We start from the raw sequence: 17,132 nt of genomic DNA, 5'->3' as shown, positions 1-17,132 counted from the left end.
CAATTTTAATGTCAAGTAGAGCGTTAATTTTGTGGCAGCAAGATACATTGCTGATTTGTATAACGGATACTGACTAAATTAAACTTGCTATAGGCTATAGCTTCACTTTCGAATCTATCCAGCTACTACATGAGTATAACTTTGATGTTGTAACCTTAAGAGTTTTTCCTTGGACAAACGAAAGTTATAAAGCAATAAAAGGAAGCAACAGATGAAATAAAAGACAAGATTTAATTACAAATTGAAATTGGTGGTGTTGGTTTTTGGGTGTTTATTATTCCATTCAGACATATGAAGCATGGAGAGAAGCCCAAATTAACGGTTATTTTATTGGAAATGAAAAATTTGTTTGGGATGAGTTTAAAACTCCTTATAGATGGCTAATAGACCAAATGAATGAACTAATCGAACATGATGGAACTTATCCTTTATGGCTTTGGTTAGAAAAACCTGACTTAAGTGAAGAAGCGCTTTTAGAAAAAGGAACTGAAGCTGTTTGCCTAACTCTTTCTGTACCAGACCATAGGGTATTAATCAGCGATTTTAATGCCTGGCACTGTGTTTTAAGTAATTTTTATTGTTGCTTAACTGACGAGGAAGATGACCAGATTGATCAAGGTGTCTTTAAGCTATCAATGGAAGAAAGCTGGAAGCGTATTTTTGACATAGACTTATTAAGTCAATCAGAATATTGGACAACTGAAGAACCATTATTACAGGGAGTAACAGGAAAGATATTTTTACATCAAGTGATTTCTTTTGAGTTTTTTAAAGCAAATTAAGAATATCTGAAAGTTGCTGGTGAGGTAAAATCATAGTGTTTTCTCTGGTAAATAATGCTAGACATACTAATATATAATCAAGGGGGCAGCTAATCAGCTCTCTTTCGTTTTTATTTGTGAGCACTAATCGGCAAGCAACAGGAGGTTCCAAAACAAAGTTATGAAGCATAAAAATATTATGTAAAATTTAGTTGATTATCTTGTTTTTAGGAGGGGATTTGTTATAATCATTTTGTCAAATACAGGAAGAGGAGTTGTCTTATGGGCGCAAAGTTAATCAAAATTGCTTCGATTTACTTTGTTGTAGGTGTGTTTTTTGGAATGTTCATGTCCATCACACACCAGTTTCAATTTGCTTCTGTGCATGCCCATCTCAATTTGGTCGGCTGGGTCTCACTAGCATTAGCTGGGTTTGTGTACCATGTATTTCCTAAGGCGGCCTGTTCCATGTTAGGGAAAATTCACTTCTGGCTGCATAATATCGGCTTGCCGATTATGATGATCGGACTTGTGTTCCTGGTCAGTGGAGTTCAGGCAGTGGAGCCTGTAGTTGCAGTGGGAGGGTCTTTGACCGCTATTGCTGTAGTTCTATTCACCATTAACGTATTGAAAAATGTCGGTGAAGCCAAAGAACAAAACGTTAATCAGAACAAGACAACTTCTTTGTAAACCCATACATATATTGAAGAACGTAAGCCTTTATGGCTTGCGTTTTTTTGTTGACTAACTTTAAGACACAAATGCAGCATCATCGAAAGGGCTTAGATCAGAAGCTCTTCAAAGGAATGAAGAATGAGCGAGCAAACTGACTTACCTGGATTAGAGTTGCACTAAAACTTGAGCTATTTACAACGCACTCCATGATCAAAGGTGATTTATATGTAGCTAGCGGCGAAACTGTGCTGCAACGATCCATGGAGGATTGGTAAGGAACTGAGAGTTCCGTTATTACATCATCCAGCTCTAATTTAAGGCAATAGCGGAAGTGGGAATTCCGTTATGTTGGGCAAATAGGAACATTATGCAAAAAAACAGAGGAGTAACGGAACTAGCGGTTCCGTTATTCCTCTGTTTTTTGGGCTTTCCAGGTGATAAAGGAACAAGCGCTTCCGTTATTGCCTTAACTTCTGTGGATGCAGTACTGTTGGGTTGTTTAGAGGAACACAAAAGTATCTTCCTCAAAAGGGCATAGAATCGGAAGCTTTTCATATTGAAAAAATTATTTTTAGCCTGGCACTCTCTTGAATTAGGTTGTGCATAACCTTGTCCACATTATCCACTGCGCAACAGTGAAGGGTTTCACGCTTATTAACATAATACACACAGGTTATGCACAAAATGATGTGGATAACAGAACGCTTGTTCTAAATATATATACATGTTAATATAATTTTACCTTAAAGAAGTTAGGTGATCTTAAATGAGACTAATGAGTAACGAAATTTTAATTGATTCATACTTTAAGGCGTTGAATTTGAAGCTGGAAGCCGAGTTTATCGAATTGCTGCTCGAAGAAATCAGACGTCGTAAGCTGAATTTGGAATATTACCGTAACAACGAAGCGCAGGTCAGCTGACCTGCCTTCTTTTTGTTTTCTCAGATGTAAAGCTATAGAAACAATAAAAGGGTTTCCGCCGATGGTAGTTTACATGACGGAACCCTTTTATTTATGTTGAACTGCTGTACGTACAAATTACATTTTCATATTGCTGCTGTGACCTGGGGATAATTTAGCCGTAGGATCGATGTATACTTTGGCATTGTTGATTGCCGTCGGCGCTTCTCCAAAGCCTACAGCAATTAGCTTAAGCTTCCCTGGATATGTAGTGATATCGCCAGCGGCAAAAATTCCTGGAATGCTTGTTTCCATACGCGAATCTACAATAATTGAACCATTGTCAATTTCGAAGCCCCACTCTGCAATAGGTCCAAGCGATGAAATGAATCCGAAATTAACGATAACCGCGTCGACATCAAGATCATAGGATTCTCCGGATTTGATGTCAGCTAATGTAGCTTTAGTGATGAATTCGTCTCCGTGCAAAGCTGTGATTTCTTTTGGGGTCTGTACATCTACTTTGGAATTCATCAGGTTTTCTACACTATGCTCGTGAGCACGGAACTTATCTCTGCGGTGAATCAGAGTAACTTTCTCTGCAATCGGTTCAAGCATTAAAGCCCAATCAACCGCTGAATCGCCGCCGCCGCTGATCAGCACCTTCTGTCCCTTGAAACGATTCAGGTCGCTGACAAAATAATGCAGATTCTTTTTCTCGAACTTGGCTGCCTCAGGAAGCTCCAGACGTCTAGGCTCGAATGCACCTACTCCACCTGTAATAATAACGGCCTTGGATTGATGAACTCCTTTATCCGTTACTACTTCAAATAAGCGCTCGTCTTTTTTAATAACCTGAAGCACTTTTTCCTCCAAGCGGATGTCGATAGGGAAATGCTTCATCTGCTTATCGAGGTTGTTAACCAGTTCTTGAGCAGTAACCTTCGGAAAGCCGGCAACATCGTAAATGTACTTCTCCGGATACAATGCGGCCAGCTGTCCGCCTAATTGTGGCATACTTTCAATAATTTTTACGGATGCTTGACGCATACCACCGTAAAAAGCGGCAAACATACCTGCAGGGCCTCCGCCCACAATAATAATGTCTACAATTTCATTTTGCATTTTTCTTAACACACCTCCGAGACTTAATAACAATCGAATTATATTATAAACATATAAATTTGGAAAGAAAATAATAACGATTTTCATTTACATGTTAGTATTGATTACATAATCATGAGTTTTATTAACTATTATGGGAATATTCAGCAATCGGAAGTATTCCTGTATATATACGGGCTAGTCTCGGTTTTTTCTGTGATTTTTAACCAAAATAATACTTGCTATTTGTCATGTTACATTATATTATGTCTTGAGGAACTGGTTAAAACTGATGGCTTAACTCGCATTTTAACGCTTATATTTTCAATTCATACTGTTTAAACTAGTATTGAAAAATATTTCTCGGCGTAGTATGTGTAAAATTTCACAATCGAATTATGGCCATTAAATACAGAATATAACGGGATGGAAGGGATTAAACCATGAGTCGAATACCAAGAATAGTCATTTTGGGAGCAGGATACGGTGGCATTGTAACGGCTATTCGTTTGCAAAAGGAATTGAATTACAACGAGGCAGATGTAACTCTTGTTAACAAACATGATTATCACTACATCACTACACATCTGCATATGCCTGCGGCAGGCACAGACAATCCGGAGAATGCACGCGTTAACATCCTTAAGCTCATTGATGAATTCAAAATCGACTTTGTGAAATCGACAGTAGTACAAATTCGTCCACAAGAGAAAAAGGTTATTTTGGAAGAAGGCACATTGTCTTATGATTATTTGGTCGTAGGACTTGGCGGAGAGCCAGAAACCTTTGGTATTCCGGGATTGAAGGAGAACGCGCTTAGCATCCGCAGCATTAACAGCGTACGCTTTATTCGCGAGCATATAGAATATCAATTTGCAAGATTTAAGCGCGAGCCCAACCGTTTGGACTATTTGACTTTTGTGGTCGGCGGAGCAGGCTTTACAGGAATCGAATTTGTAGGCGAGCTGGCTGATCGTATTCCTCAATTATGTAAAGAATTCGATGTGGATCCTTCCCTTGTTAAAATATACAATGTTGAAGCAGCGCCAACTGCCTTGCCGGGCTTTGATCCCGAATTGGTAGAGTATGCAATGAATGTTTTGAAGAATAAAGGAGTTACCTTTAAAATAGCAACAGCTATTAAAGAATGTACACCGGATGGCGTTTCATTGGCTACGGGTGAAGAAATTAAGTCTGCTACAGTAGTGTGGACCGGCGGCGTTCGCGGTAATCATATGCTGGATGAAGCAGGGTTCGAAACGATGCGCGGCCGGATCAAGGTTGACGAGCAGCTTCGCGCACCTGGCCATGATAACATTTACATCCTGGGCGATTGCTCGATCGTGATGAATCCTGAAGGCCGTCCTTACCCGCCTACTGCACAAATCTCGATGCAGCAAGCTGATGTCTGTGCACACAACCTGGTTGCTTCCATACGTGGCGAGCAATTGAAGGATTTTGTATTCACAAGCAAAGGAACCGTAGCATCCCTTGGACGCGGTGAAGCTATCGGTATTGTCGGCTCACGTAAAATCAAAGGCGGCCTCGCGGCTGTAATGAAAAAAGTCATTGACGTTCGCTATCTGTACATCATTGGCGGCATTCCGTTAGTTCTTAAGAAAGGCCGTTTCTAGTAATGCGGCACTGCAGCGTACAGGTACGCGGATTATTGACGCGGGATGAGCTGGATCGTTACAATGCCCTTATAGACGTAGGTCACTTCCTAGAGTCTCAAACCCGCTATGATCTGGTTTATACGGTGCAAAAAGAAATAGACATTCTTATTCTCCCGGCAATTGAACGGCTTAAGGAGAAGTCGCGGCAGCGTGATAGGGACACAGAAGCCTATCTGGCGGCTAAGAATGACAAGAGCGAAGCAAGCCGCGATGACCGGTTTGACGACGATGACGATGAAGACGAATTATAAGAATTGAGTAAATATAACCTGAGATTTCACCGGTATTCCGGTTAAATCTCAGGTTTTTTTGCTTTAAAATTAGATTTTCAGCGGAGTGGAACCATTCTGACGATCGCACAAAATCTACGGCATTTTAGGCGTCTTTTAGCAAAAGCGCACTTTACCGGAATATATTGACACATGTTTTGAATGAGTGTACTATTGTGGTAGTACACTAGTTTTCTATTTTTAGGAGGCATAGCATTTGAAGGTTTGGTGGAGCTTGTTCAAGAAGGAATTGGCCTTCGGTACGAGGTGGTCAGGGCCTATATGGATTTATTTATGCATTGTATTAATTTTGGGCGGCTTATCCGTCTTTTTATCCTATCGCTTTCAATCCGGCTTTTTTAGTAATTTCTGGCTGTTTATTATGTATCTGCATTTCTTTGCTCCGGCCGCGTATATGCTGATAAGTTTGCGCAAGGAACGTAAGCTGGATCCCTTTTGGCTGCAATTGCCTTTGCCAGGCTGGAAGCTGCTAGCGGCGAAGTATGCGGCTGCGTTTGTAGAATTCGTCTCCGGTTTATTGGTTTCAACCGCTTTTTTCTTATGGGTTCAAGCTGTTGAAAAAACGGGAGTGGAATGGTTAAGCGGGGAAGAGAATCGAATTGAAATTAATGTTGAAGCTCAGAAAATATTGATCGTAATTAATGGATCCAATCTTACTCTTGTTGTGGAATTTATATCTATTGCTTTTGCGATGGCGATATCGCTTGTACTGCTGTATCTTACTGCTGCTGCATTAAGAAACCGATTTGGGCGTTGGAACTGGCCGCTAGCCGTACTATTGTTTATAGCGGTATCCACCTTGGAGTTTTTCTTTGAGCAAACTGCCGTATACCGTTATTTGTTCTTCTGGGGCGATCCGGCTGTGGATGGGGCAGGAAGCTTATTTAAATCCAGTGGAGAACAGCTGTGGATATGGTTGAATATGGCAGTGTTCTTGTACTTATCGGCATGGCTGTTGGATCGCAAAGTGGAGGTGTAGGCTATGGTTGAACAATTTTCGAACACACAACCGATTTATTTACAACTGGTGCAGCGTATATGCCGACAAATTGTTCGACGGGAGGTACAGCCTGGTGAAAAACTACCCTCTGTACGTGATCTGGCGGTCATATATGGAGTGAATCCAAATACCGTACAACGAGTGAATATGGAGTTAGAGCGGATGAAAATAGTTGAAAGTCGAAGGGGACAAGGTATTTACGTGACAGAAGACAGCTCAAGGCTGGCTTTAATGAGAGAGCAGCTAAAGGAAGAGCAAATTACTCGTTTTGCAGACGAGATGCGGGAATTAGGCTATTCCGAAGAGGAAATTATTGCCGGGGTAAAAGCATTCTTGGAAAGTAAAAGCAAGCAGACTGACTAAGTGCAGGAGGAGATTAGATGGGCATTGAAGCAATCAAGTCGGAGCCTATTATCATTTTCGATCAAGTGGAGAAAAGGTTCTTCGATAAATTAGCTATAGATAAGGTGAGCTTTACGATTCCCAGAGGTGAAATAATCGGGATTATAGGCAGAAATGGCAGCGGTAAATCCACTGTTCTGAAATTAATGGCCGGGCTGCAAAGACCGAGTGCGGGGCGTGTGCTGTTGAATGGCAGGGCCCCGGAGCGGCTGAGCTCAAGAGAGGTTGCCTTTTTGCCGGAGGCTGATGTGTATTATCCCTTTCATACGGTGAAAAAAGCACTGCAATTTTACGATGAGATATTTGAAGATTTTGATAGGGCTAAGGCGTTGGAGGTGATTCAAGCCTTTCGATTGGACGTAGAGCAGAAAGCCTCTCAATTATCAAAAGGACAGCGCGCCCGCTTGAAATTAGCATTGGTCCTGGCTCGACAGGTGCCTTTAATAGTAATGGATGAGCCGTTGTCGGGTCTCGACCCTTTGGTAAGAGAGGATATTATCCGCAGCGTGATAGCATTAATCGATCCACAGAAACAGACGTTGGTGATGACTACTCATGAGGTAGATGAAATTGAATCCTTATTAGATAGAGTGATGCTGATTAATGATGGAAAACTAATTGGTTATGAAGAGGTCAGTCGAATTCATGGTGAATATAATTTTGGATTAGTTGAATGGATGAAAAAAAAGATATAAGGAACTTATAGCTATAATTTTTTTTCGAAAAAATACAGCTCATTTCAATGGGGGGAAAACAACAATGGGACGAAAGGGATGGGCCTGGTTAATTGTAGGCGTATTATTTGTAAGTTTGGTCGTAATTCTTATTACAAAGTCTGACTCTTTAGTGGGTGGGAATGTAATGGGAGGCAAGCAAAAGTGGAATGAAGAAACGGTTCAAGGTAAAGGCAAAGATAAAGTAGTTCAGCTCTTTGTAGAGGGTGCTATAACTGAAAAAAGCGGGAGCTTTTCAAGCGGTTTAAGTGCAGGCAGCTACATTACCCAGCTGGATCAGGCACGCAAGGATAAGGATGTAAAAGCTGTTGTGATACGGGTAAACAGTCCGGGCGGAGAGGTAGTGTCTTCAGACGACATCCACTCCAAAATTGTGGAGCTGAAGGAAAGCGGAAAGCCGGTTATTGTGAGTATGGGCTCGATGGCTGCATCAGGTGGCTATTATATATCGGCCCCGGCTGACTATATATTTGCCAATCCTGCAACCTTAACTGGCAGCTTGGGCGTTATTTTCTCCATAGCCAATTATGAGAAAGCAGCCGAGTGGCTTGGTTACAAGGAAAATACGATCACAAGCGGTGCGTATAAAGATATTGCCAGTCCACTTCGGGAGATGAAGCCGGAGGAGCGAGAAATATTTCAAAAGCTGGTAGATGAAAGCTATCAGCAGTTCGTCACAGTTATTGAAAAAGGGCGTAAGATGCCGCGGGATACCGTATTGAAGCTTGCAGACGGACGTATCTACTCAGGTCAACAAGCTAAAGCTTTGGGTCTGATTGACGCATTCGGGACTATGGAGACGGCTACAGCCTATGCATCGGAAAAAACAGGAATTGCCAATCTGAAGGTGGTTCGGTATGTGAAGGAGCCTTCTTTGTCGGATCTGTTCAGCGGTGCAATGATTCAATCGGCATCTCCTGCAGCGCAGGTGCTGCAAGAAGTACTACCCGAAGTATCCATAGGTCCTCGACTTATGTATCTTTTCAAATATTAATTTCTTAAAGGGAGCGAAGAATGATGGAGAGCGAAACTAGATCAGAATCAATATATTCGGGAGGGAAAACGTCTTATTCAGAAACGATAGGCACTGAAAGAATTTACGCAGGGTTCTGGATTCGATGCGGGGCTACTCTGTTGGATTGGCTTTGCTTGCAGGCCGTATTCGTTATGTTTCATTTAACGTTTGGCTATAGCTTATTGGAGCCCCCGCTGGGCCTTACTCTCATCCAATCGTTGGTATCGCTCGTTTATTATGTAGTAATGACGGTGATCTTCGGTCAAACGTTAGGCAAGATGGCTACAGGCATCAAAGTCATTCGCAATGATGGAAGTCCAAATACTTGGGGAATCATTATTTTAAGGGAGCTTATCGGCAAGTTTGTATCCAGTCTTATTCTATTTGTCGGCTATATGATGGCAGGCTGGGACGGTAAAAAACGTGCACTTCATGATAGGATGTTTGCAACTCGCGTAGTCAAGGTAAATAAATAATTCCATACTTTTGATATAAAAAGAGCCTAAGCCGCCAAATAGTAAGATGGCGGAAAGGCTCTTTTTGGATATAGTATGAACTCAGCGGTGCTGATAATTAAAGCTTTAACATAGCAGCCATTTTGTCTTTGTTCAACAGGTTTCCGACATAGAACTCGCCGAACTCGCCGAAGCGGGCGCTAGTTTCATCGAAGCGCATTTCATGAACGATTTTTTTGAATTGCAGTGCATCGTCTGCGAACAAGGTAACGCCCCATTCCCAATCGTCCAGACCGATAGAGCCTGCAATAATTTGTTTGATCTTGCCTGCGTAGTTACGTCCGATCATACCATGGTTGCGCATAAATCCACGACGCTCATCTGCCGACAGCATATACCAGTTATCGTTGCCTTCGCGGCGTTTGTTCATTGGATAGAAGCAAACATGCTTAGCCTTAGGCAATGTAGGCTTTAGACGAGCGAGAATATCGGGATCCTGCATCGGGTCAGTACCTGGCTTAGCCATATAGCTGCCAAGCTCTACAATAGAAACGTAGGAGTAGGTTGGAATGGTTACTTGAGCGAACAACGTTTTGTTGAACGCTGTTTCCAGCTCGTTAAGCTCCTCCAATGTTTCACGCAGATGCATGAACATGAAGTCGGCTTTTTGTCCGACGATACTGTAGAATGCAGTGCTTCCCTGCTTCTGATCCTCTACATCTTGATACTGTGCAAGCAAGCTGTACAGCTCGTCCTCTGCGCGGTTTCTTTCCTGTTGGGTAAGACTCTTCCATGCCGTCCAGTCGATGGCGCGGAAATCGTTCAGTGCATACCAGCCTTCTAATGTTTGGATTGCTTCGCTCATAAGGTCCACTCCTTTTATATGATGGAATAATTTGAAATTTTAACTTGTTTAATTGTAACGAAATCGCGATCAAAGGGCAAATCAGGGAGGCGTTATCTAATAACAAATCGAGTCAATTGGAGCTGGGATGTTCATCAAGCGTTCACTTTACCCCGGACCAAATTTTATATAGAATAAACATACATGTAAGTATTGATAAAAAGGAGTTGGCGGTTTTGCTGCAATTAGTAATTGTTACCGTGCTGCTGTTCGTATTGTTTTTTGGGCTCGGTTTTATATTAAACATGCTGATGAAAACAACCTGGTTTCCCATCTATGGTTATATTGCTCTTGTGATCTTCCTGGTCGTTTATTGGGGCTGGGGAACAGATTCTCTTACAACGAATTTGACGGAGTATGGTATTGCGGATTATGTACCTGCGGTTGGGGGCTTGATTGGAGCAGCGTTGAGCGGCTCGACTATTAAGGCTTTGCGGACAAAAGGATACAGGATGTTTTAGAAAAAAGGGCGTGAGAAATAAAAATGAATGGACAGCTCCGCAAGGATGTTGTGCCCGGCAGAAAGGTTCAGATCGTGCAAAAGCAGGATCAACGATCGGGCAAGCTGACGGCCGGCACTGTAAAGGATATATTAACGAATTCACCGAATCATCCGCATGGGATCAAGGTGCGCTTGACGGACGGAACGGTTGGTCGGGTCAAAGAAATTATTACGGATTAGGACTCTACAAAAGGTTGTGTGACGGTGTAAAATTGTTTGTGTACCACAATTTGGAGCCTAGTCAGGCAACAGCAAAGTAGGGTATTCTCGGGATTATCGAAGTGATGTTACGGCTTAATCCGCCCAGCTTAGCTTGGTTGCGTGTGTTGGTTTAACTGGAATTTCTGGAGCTAATTCGCCTCTCGCTTCATCGAAAAGGTACTTTACTGGAAAAGCTCCAGCTAAAACAGCATTAATCGGTCAAAATACGTTAAACGGCGGTAAGTAACAGGAGGTTTTCCTGTTATTTGTGGATATGAGCCGACATGCCCTTAAATTAACAGGATGTTTTCCAGTTACAAAGCGGGAGGTCATAACTTTCGCTTGCAAGGGAATGGCTGCCAAGGAATACGAACTTTTAGAATGCAAGGTATATGAGTTTGCAACTATAGGACCGTCAGGATGAGTTGATCCCTGGCGGTTTTTTGTAAAAATTTCTGGATTGTTTTCATCACCCGAATTGTCGGTTTATGTGGTAAAATGGAGTTTAAGATGTTGGATCAAAGATGGGATTTGAGCTTATGCGGATAACGAATATGCTGCATTTTTCTGAATATCACCGTTTTTATGTGGCGCGTGATTTTTCATTAAGCAGTTTGGATATGAAAGTGCTGTCGACAATTTATCAGCCGATGATAGGAGCTTATGCTGTAAGCTTGTACCACACTTTGTTTTTGCAGCTGCCCACGGATAAAGTAGGGTATTCCTCTATGGAGCAGCAGCGCAAGCTGTTTCTATCCCTGGAGCTTGAGACTGGTGAGCGTGGACGTAAATTTTTCATTGAGCAGACATCGAAGCTCGAAGCGATAGGGCTATTACGGACGACTCGCAGGTTTTCTGCCGAATCGGATGACTACGTGTATCAATACACGCTTTTTGCGCCATTATCACCTAATGAATTTTTTAAAAATCAACATTTAACACTGCTGCTAAGAGATAAGGTTGGTAAATATATGGTCTTTTCGCTGCGGGATGAGCTTGTTTTACAGGAGCTGGACGAGCTTAAGGATGCGAATTCGGAGAATTTATCAGTACCCTTCTATGAGCTGTTTCATCTCAACTCACAGGTTATTGATCTTGATCTGGAGCAGGCCTTCTTCGAATCAGCCGCCTCTAAGCCTGACGAGGCCAAGCCGGAGCTGGCTAACAAAGGTTTTCAATACTCAGATATTATTATGCATTTTCCCAGACAATCGAATAATCGGGCTTTTGTAGAGCGGTTGAAATACGAAACGGAGCAAATGGCGCAAATTAACTTTGTCGTAAAAAAATACGGCTTGTACTTGACGGATCTATGCAGATTGTTGGATGAAGATGGAGTGTTCGAGCCTGACGGCAGCCTGAGTCTGGAGCTGCTGCAGCACAAGGCTAACGAGACCTTTCGCCAAGATAAGAAGCGCGGAGAAGAACGAAGCCGGTATTTATCCAAAGTGGAGCAATCGCGCGAGCAGCCGGGTCAAGGGGCTTCAGCTTCAGAGGAAAAGACGGTGGAGATGGAGTTTTATCTGGAAGTGCCGGATATTTTCCAAGGGGAATGCAATCAGCATCAATATAATTATATATTACGCAATGAGCCTTACACATTTGTATTGGAGAAGATTTTTTCCAAAGGAACGGTGCCTGACGGGTTGTTGGATACGTTAGCTAAGGTGGATTTGAATTATCGGTTGAACGAGGAAGTAATTAATGTTCTTATTCATTTTATTTATGTTAATAAACGATCCTGGGCCAAAAATTCAATTGAAGCCAGCGTGACGGATATGCTCGGTAAGCAGGTCAGCACGTTTGAACAGGCTGTTCAATATATACGGGAGTACGCGAAGTTTAAGGAGCGGCAGTCCGGTAGAGGGGCAGCAGCAAGCGGCGGTGGTACTAGCCGAGGAAGCACTAGGGGAAGCAGCAGGCAGCCGCAGAAGCCTGCGCTGCCGATTGTGGGCGATAACGCGCCTGCGAAGCAGCTCAGTGTTACAGAGCGGGAGGAGCTTCGCCGCAAAGCAAGACAGCTCGATAGCCGGAAGTAACGTAAGGAGAGAGGAGGCCGTGCTGTGGAATCATTGGGAGACATTTTACGAGGGATGCCAGGGCGGCAGCTGCTGAAGAAGGCTGAGGACAAGCTGCAGGAAGTAGCGGCAGATCCTTTGATTGTGAAGCTTCGAGCCAAATACCCTCAGTTGGACCATGACGCTCTGAAATTGAATTTAAACAAGCTGCATCAATATACGGTTGAGTACCGCAATTGCTCGAATTGTCCGGGACTGGATCGCTGTCCGAACGACATGGAAGGTCATTACACCTTGATTACGGTAGAAACCGAGCAGCAGCAGGCAAGGGTGTACGATCAGAAGGTGGCCTGTAAAAAGTTTCTTGCCCAGCAATCGCAGCAGGCGATTCGCGGGCGCATCCGCAGCTTTTATGTGGATGAGCGTGCTTTGTCCGAGGGCTACTCCTCGGAGGAAATATTAGATAGAGATGCTGATCGAGAGGGAGCAGCGGGTCAGGTGTTTGACTACATCTTGAAAACTCGAAACGATGCCATTCAAAAACAGGGCCTATACTTGGCTGGAACATTCGGCACCGGCAAAACCTTCCTTATGTGCTACATGCTGCATGAGCTGGCGAAGGATGGCTACACAGGGGCGATTGTGTACATGCCGGATTTTGCCGAGGATCTGAAGTCGATGTTCAACGATCCGCTTAAGCTCAAGGAAACGATCGATGCGTTGAAGGAAACGGATTTGCTCGTATTTGACGATATTGGAGCGGAGAACCTCAATCCTTGGCTGCGCGATCATGTCATGGGTGCTATTCTGAATTATCGAATGAACCGCAAGCCTACCTTTTTTACTTCGAACCATGATTTGGGAGCTCTGGAGAAGCATTTCAGCTTTACTAGCAAGGATGGCGATGAGGAGTACAAGGGAAGGCGTATTATGGACCGGATTCGTCCTTTTGTTGATGTAATTCTGGTCAATGGTTTTAATAAACGCGGCGGATAAAATGAAAGCCCGGCTCTGGCATTTGTGAATGCGGAGCGGGCTTTTTTCTATTTAAAGGAGCTTTTATTATTAGTTATTCCAAAATGTCTTCATGGGCGAGGGTGATACTTTCAAGTAGTTGTGATGCTTTGGATGTTATGTAGGTTCCACCATTCCACGCAATTAGCAGGAAAAATGTCACGTTATTTTCTCCTAAAATCCCATTTCAGGCCCAATAACTGGAATTTCTCCTGCTAATTCTCAGGATTTTGGCTGATATCGGCCCTATTCCCTATATTAGCAGGAGTTTTTCCAGTTAGATTACTTTCAAACGATATCGAGGCTGAATTAACGGGAGGAATTCCATCTATCTTCTTTTCTCTCGGCAGCGTAAGTGTATCCTGGTCTCCTTTACAATGAAAGCAACCTTGAACATCTGCTCTCGCTCGCTCCACCATAAAGCAACATAAAAAAGGGTATTTTTCACTTCAAATTCACAGGAGGTAGAGATCCTGCGAATGCGTGAGCATACGTGAGAAAAAGATTTGAGATCAGGGGGAGTGCTGTAAAACACTTGACCTATCTTATAGTATAAAAAAGCCCGCTCCGCGTATTCGCGAAGCAGGCTTTTGGCACAGGTACAGCTTATTTGATCATTAATGAAACAACAGTGGCAGCAACTGCAATAAGGAGCAAAACTCCAAAAAACACGCCGAAGCCGAGGGCTGTATCGATAAAATCGTTGCTTGGTTCTTCGTTGACGTGCAGTTCAGGATGTTTCGGGTCGTTCATGAATGGGTCCTCCTCGGAGTTTTCGTGTTAGAAAACGTTATTTGTAAGCATTCGCTTTTGTTCATTATATTTCCGTAATTCGGTATTACGGCACTAGTTACGATTAGTATACCCAACTTTGCGAACAATTTAAAGGCTGCGAAAGTGACAATTGTGCGACGGTTTTGTTTGATGCGAATTGTAAGCGGTAAAAACGGTTCTGGAAACACTTTGATACACCAGGGTGCGGTTGAAAATAGGGTGCATTGTGGTATACTTTACATGTTGACAACACTTTTATAGGTTGAAAGGAGAACGTTAAATGGCTATCGTAAATGTAACGGACCAATCTTTCCAGAATGAAGTTGAAGGATCGGGTACGGTTCTTGTTGATTTTTGGGCACCATGGTGTGGGCCTTGTAAAATGATCGCTCCGATTTTGGAAGAGCTGGATAATGAGATCGGTGACACCTTGAAAATTGCAAAAGTAAACGTAGATGATAATCCGGAAGCGGCGTCCCGTTTTGGAGTTATGAGTATTCCTACACTTATCGTGTTCAAAGACGGCCAGCCGGTTGATAAAGTAGTTGGTTTCCAATCCAAGGATGCTTTGAAAAACGTAGTAAGCCGTCATCAATAATTCGATTTTAGATGAGAAAAAGCTCTTTTTCTGCTATGCTGAGAAAGAGCTTTTTTTGTTTTATTTGGTGTCTACCGAAATGGATGGAATTAAGCTTTAGAGCTTGTTCTTCAATTTCCGGGGACTGTTTGTACGGTTTGTTGATGGAAAGGAGATGACGCGAATGTCACTGTATGATAATGAACTGGAACGTAAGGAAAGAGACGAAGCGATTCGTCATAAGCTCGCATTACTGCCAGAGCAGCCAGGCTGTTATTTGATGAAAAATAAGGAAAACACTATCATATACGTCGGCAAAGCGAAGGTGCTGCGCAATCGGGTTCGCTCTTATTTTACCGGGAGCCATAACGCCAAAACGCAGGCATTGGTCAGTGAAATTGCCCATTTTGAATATATTGTAACGGGAAGTAATGTTGAAGCGCTTATTCTCGAGTGCAATTTAATAAAAAAATATCATCCTCGTTATAATGTGCTGCTGAAGGATGACAAATCATTTCCTTATATTAAAATCACGAACGAAACACATCCGCGGCTGGAAGTAACTCGTCGGGTGTTTAAGGATAAAGCCAAATATTTCGGTCCATACCCCAATGCCTTTGCGGCACAGCAGACGAAGAAGCTGCTCGACCGTTTGTATCCTATGCGCAAATGCAAGACGCTGCCGGACCGGGTATGCTTGTACTACCATATGGGACAGTGTGTGGCTCCCTGTGAGTACGAGGTGGCGCCGGAAACCTATGAACAGATGGTACAGGAAATATCGCGCTTCTTAAACGGCGGGCATGATGAAATCAAGCAGGATTTGACGCGTAAAATGCATGAAGCTTCAGAGGAGCTTAACTTTGAGCGAGCGAAGGAGCTGCGTGACCATATTTTGCATATCGACGCGGTGATGCAGAAGCAGAGTATTACAACAACCGATGCTGTGGATCGGGATGTATTTGGTTTTGCTGTAGATAAAGGCTGGATGTGTGTGCAGATTTTGTACATGCGCTCAGGCAAGCTTATTGAACGTCATGCTTCTATGTTCCCTTATTACGGTGAACAGTACGAGGATTTTATAACGTTCGTTACGCAGTATTACAGCGACAATCCGGCATTGCCCAAGGAGATATTCCTTCCGGTAGAGGCCGCCGGTGAGGACGCTGAACCTGCCAAGCCGGCTGATAAGCTGGAGCCCGAAGCAGAGGTTGTCAAGACCGATGTGAAGGAAGCTCTGGAAAGCTGGCTGAAGGTGAAGGTGCATATTCCGCGGCGGGGTACTAAGAAAAGTATAGTCGAAATGGCTGGGGACAATGCGCGGGTCAGTCTTGAAGAGAAATTCAAGCTAATTGAACGAGATGAGCGGCGTACGGTCAAAGCTGTGGAAAATTTGGGCGATTGGCTTGGAACAGGAGGGATTATCAGGCGCATTGAAGCGTTTGATAACTCTAATATTCAAGGCTCTGATCCCGTATCCGCGATGGTTGTCTTCATAGACGGCAAGCCTGACCGTAAGGAATACCGGAAATATAAAATCCGTACCGTGCAGGGACCAGATGATTATGGGACGATGCGTGAGGTCGTTAGACGCCGTTATGAGCGCGTTCTGAAGGAAAACCTGCCGCTGCCTGACCTCGTTGTCATCGATGGCGGCAAGGGGCAAATATCCGCTGCCATTGACATTCTGGAGAACGAGCTTGGCCTCTTTATCCCGGTATGCGGGCTTGTGAAGGATGAGAAGCATAAAACAGCTCAGCTGATCATTGGCGATCCTGCTGAGGTAGTACCTTTGCCGCGTGATAGTCAAGAATTTTACCTGCTTCAGCGTATTCAGGAGGAGGTTCACCGCTTCGCCATCACCTTCCACCGTGAAACCCGTGCGAAATCGATGATTGTTTCGCAGCTTGATGCGATCCCGGGAATCGGAGAGAAGCGCCGCAAAGCGCTGCTTAAGCATTTTGGCTCGCTGAAGAAAATAAAAGAAGCCGGAATTGAAGATTTCCGGCCCCTTGGAATCGGGGAGAAGCTGGCTGCCCAAATTATGCAGTCGCTGGGCAGTGCGGAGGTTCCTGTCCCTGATCCAGAGCAGGAAGCTCAGCTTACCGATGTATTTGAAGAGTGATAAC

General features: G+C 43.5%; 19 protein-coding genes. 16 read left to right on the top strand and 3 right to left on the bottom strand.

Going from position 1 to position 17,132, the window contains the following annotated elements; translation table 11 throughout:
• The first annotated feature begins 263 nt into the window (after positions 1-263).
• From NV381_RS01585 to sda, 3 genes are all read left to right on the top strand, one after another.
• Positions 264-782, top strand: coding sequence for a DUF3841 domain-containing protein (locus NV381_RS01585; protein WP_258211494.1), 519 nt, complete (start codon positions 264-266; stop codon positions 780-782).
• 261 nt (positions 783-1,043) lie between these two features.
• A complete protein-coding gene (locus NV381_RS01580; protein ID WP_258211493.1) occupies positions 1,044-1,451 on the top strand; it encodes a cbb3-type cytochrome c oxidase subunit I in 408 nt (135 codons plus the stop codon).
• Positions 1,452-2,202: 751 nt separating this feature from the next.
• Positions 2,203-2,358, top strand: coding sequence for a sporulation histidine kinase inhibitor Sda (gene sda, locus NV381_RS01575; RefSeq protein ID WP_258211492.1), 156 nt, complete (start codon positions 2,203-2,205; stop codon positions 2,356-2,358).
• Between the two features lie 117 nt (positions 2,359-2,475).
• On the opposite strand, the gene NV381_RS01570 is transcribed toward sda, so the two are convergent.
• Positions 2,476-3,462, bottom strand: coding sequence for an NAD(P)/FAD-dependent oxidoreductase (locus NV381_RS01570; protein WP_258211491.1), 987 nt, complete (start codon positions 3,460-3,462; stop codon positions 2,476-2,478).
• A gap of 422 nt (positions 3,463-3,884) precedes the next feature.
• On the opposite strand from NV381_RS01570, the gene NV381_RS01565 reads away from it, so the two are divergent.
• The 7 genes from NV381_RS01565 (at position 3,885) to NV381_RS01535 (ending at position 9,034) form a co-directional block, all read left to right on the top strand.
• The gene (locus NV381_RS01565; protein WP_258211490.1) at positions 3,885-5,075 is read left to right on the top strand and encodes an NAD(P)/FAD-dependent oxidoreductase; all 1,191 of its coding nucleotides are present in this window, start codon (positions 3,885-3,887) and stop codon (positions 5,073-5,075) included.
• A 2-nt stretch (positions 5,076-5,077) separates the two neighbouring features.
• Positions 5,078-5,368, top strand: coding sequence for a hypothetical protein (locus tag NV381_RS01560; protein ID WP_258211489.1), 291 nt, complete (start codon positions 5,078-5,080; stop codon positions 5,366-5,368).
• A 235-nt stretch (positions 5,369-5,603) separates the two neighbouring features.
• Positions 5,604-6,386, top strand: coding sequence for a hypothetical protein (locus NV381_RS01555; protein WP_258211488.1), 783 nt, complete (start codon positions 5,604-5,606; stop codon positions 6,384-6,386).
• A gap of 3 nt (positions 6,387-6,389) precedes the next feature.
• Positions 6,390-6,770 (top strand): GntR family transcriptional regulator, encoded by a 381-nt coding sequence (locus NV381_RS01550; RefSeq protein ID WP_258211487.1) that lies wholly within the window; start codon positions 6,390-6,392, stop codon positions 6,768-6,770.
• 17 nt (positions 6,771-6,787) lie between these two features.
• Positions 6,788-7,504: an ABC transporter ATP-binding protein gene (locus tag NV381_RS01545; protein WP_258211486.1), complete on the top strand. Its 717-nt coding sequence runs from the start codon at positions 6,788-6,790 to the stop codon at positions 7,502-7,504.
• Between the two features lie 64 nt (positions 7,505-7,568).
• Entirely contained in the window at positions 7,569-8,537 is a 969-nt protein-coding gene (gene sppA / locus NV381_RS01540) for a signal peptide peptidase SppA (RefSeq protein ID WP_258211485.1), read from the top strand.
• Positions 8,538-8,557: 20 nt separating this feature from the next.
• Positions 8,558-9,034 carry an RDD family protein gene (locus tag NV381_RS01535; protein WP_258211484.1) on the top strand — a complete coding sequence of 159 codons (477 nt, stop codon included), beginning with the start codon at positions 8,558-8,560 and terminating at the stop codon, positions 9,032-9,034.
• Positions 9,035-9,131: 97 nt separating this feature from the next.
• On the opposite strand, the gene hemQ is transcribed toward NV381_RS01535, so the two are convergent.
• On the bottom strand, positions 9,132-9,878 hold the full coding sequence (hemQ, locus tag NV381_RS01530; protein WP_258211483.1) for a hydrogen peroxide-dependent heme synthase: 747 nt from the start codon (positions 9,876-9,878) through the stop codon (positions 9,132-9,134).
• A 215-nt stretch (positions 9,879-10,093) separates the two neighbouring features.
• Here hemQ and NV381_RS01525 point away from each other — a divergent pair, with 215 nt between their 5' ends.
• The 4 genes from NV381_RS01525 (at position 10,094) to zapE (ending at position 13,634) form a co-directional block, all read left to right on the top strand.
• On the top strand, positions 10,094-10,378 hold the full coding sequence (locus NV381_RS01525) for a YuiB family protein (protein WP_258211482.1): 285 nt from the start codon (positions 10,094-10,096) through the stop codon (positions 10,376-10,378).
• A gap of 23 nt (positions 10,379-10,401) precedes the next feature.
• Positions 10,402-10,599 (top strand): YwbE family protein, encoded by a 198-nt coding sequence (locus NV381_RS01520; protein WP_258211481.1) that lies wholly within the window; start codon positions 10,402-10,404, stop codon positions 10,597-10,599.
• Between the two features lie 560 nt (positions 10,600-11,159).
• A complete protein-coding gene (locus NV381_RS01515; RefSeq protein ID WP_258211480.1) occupies positions 11,160-12,659 on the top strand; it encodes a helicase DnaB in 1,500 nt (499 codons plus the stop codon).
• Between the two features lie 24 nt (positions 12,660-12,683).
• Positions 12,684-13,634: an AFG1/ZapE family ATPase gene (gene zapE, locus NV381_RS01510; protein ID WP_258211479.1), complete on the top strand. Its 951-nt coding sequence runs from the start codon at positions 12,684-12,686 to the stop codon at positions 13,632-13,634.
• A gap of 624 nt (positions 13,635-14,258) precedes the next feature.
• Here zapE and NV381_RS01505 read toward each other — a convergent pair.
• Positions 14,259-14,405 (bottom strand): YqzM family protein, encoded by a 147-nt coding sequence (locus NV381_RS01505; protein ID WP_258211478.1) that lies wholly within the window; start codon positions 14,403-14,405, stop codon positions 14,259-14,261.
• A gap of 301 nt (positions 14,406-14,706) precedes the next feature.
• Here NV381_RS01505 and trxA point away from each other — a divergent pair, with 301 nt between their 5' ends.
• Both trxA and uvrC read left to right on the top strand, forming a co-directional pair.
• Positions 14,707-15,024: a thioredoxin gene (gene trxA, locus NV381_RS01500; RefSeq protein WP_258211477.1), complete on the top strand. Its 318-nt coding sequence runs from the start codon at positions 14,707-14,709 to the stop codon at positions 15,022-15,024.
• A 163-nt stretch (positions 15,025-15,187) separates the two neighbouring features.
• Positions 15,188-17,128, top strand: a complete 1,941-nt coding sequence (uvrC, locus tag NV381_RS01495; RefSeq protein WP_258211476.1) for an excinuclease ABC subunit UvrC — start codon at positions 15,188-15,190, stop codon at positions 17,126-17,128.
• Positions 17,129-17,132: the final 4 nt, after the last annotated feature.

This window comes from Paenibacillus radicis (ex Xue et al. 2023) (assembly GCF_024722015.1).
GTDB lineage: Bacteria > Bacillota > Bacilli > Paenibacillales > NBRC-103111 > Paenibacillus_S.
The sequence above is the reverse complement of the archived record's forward strand: the minus strand, read 5'-3'. Positions and strand labels throughout refer to the sequence as shown.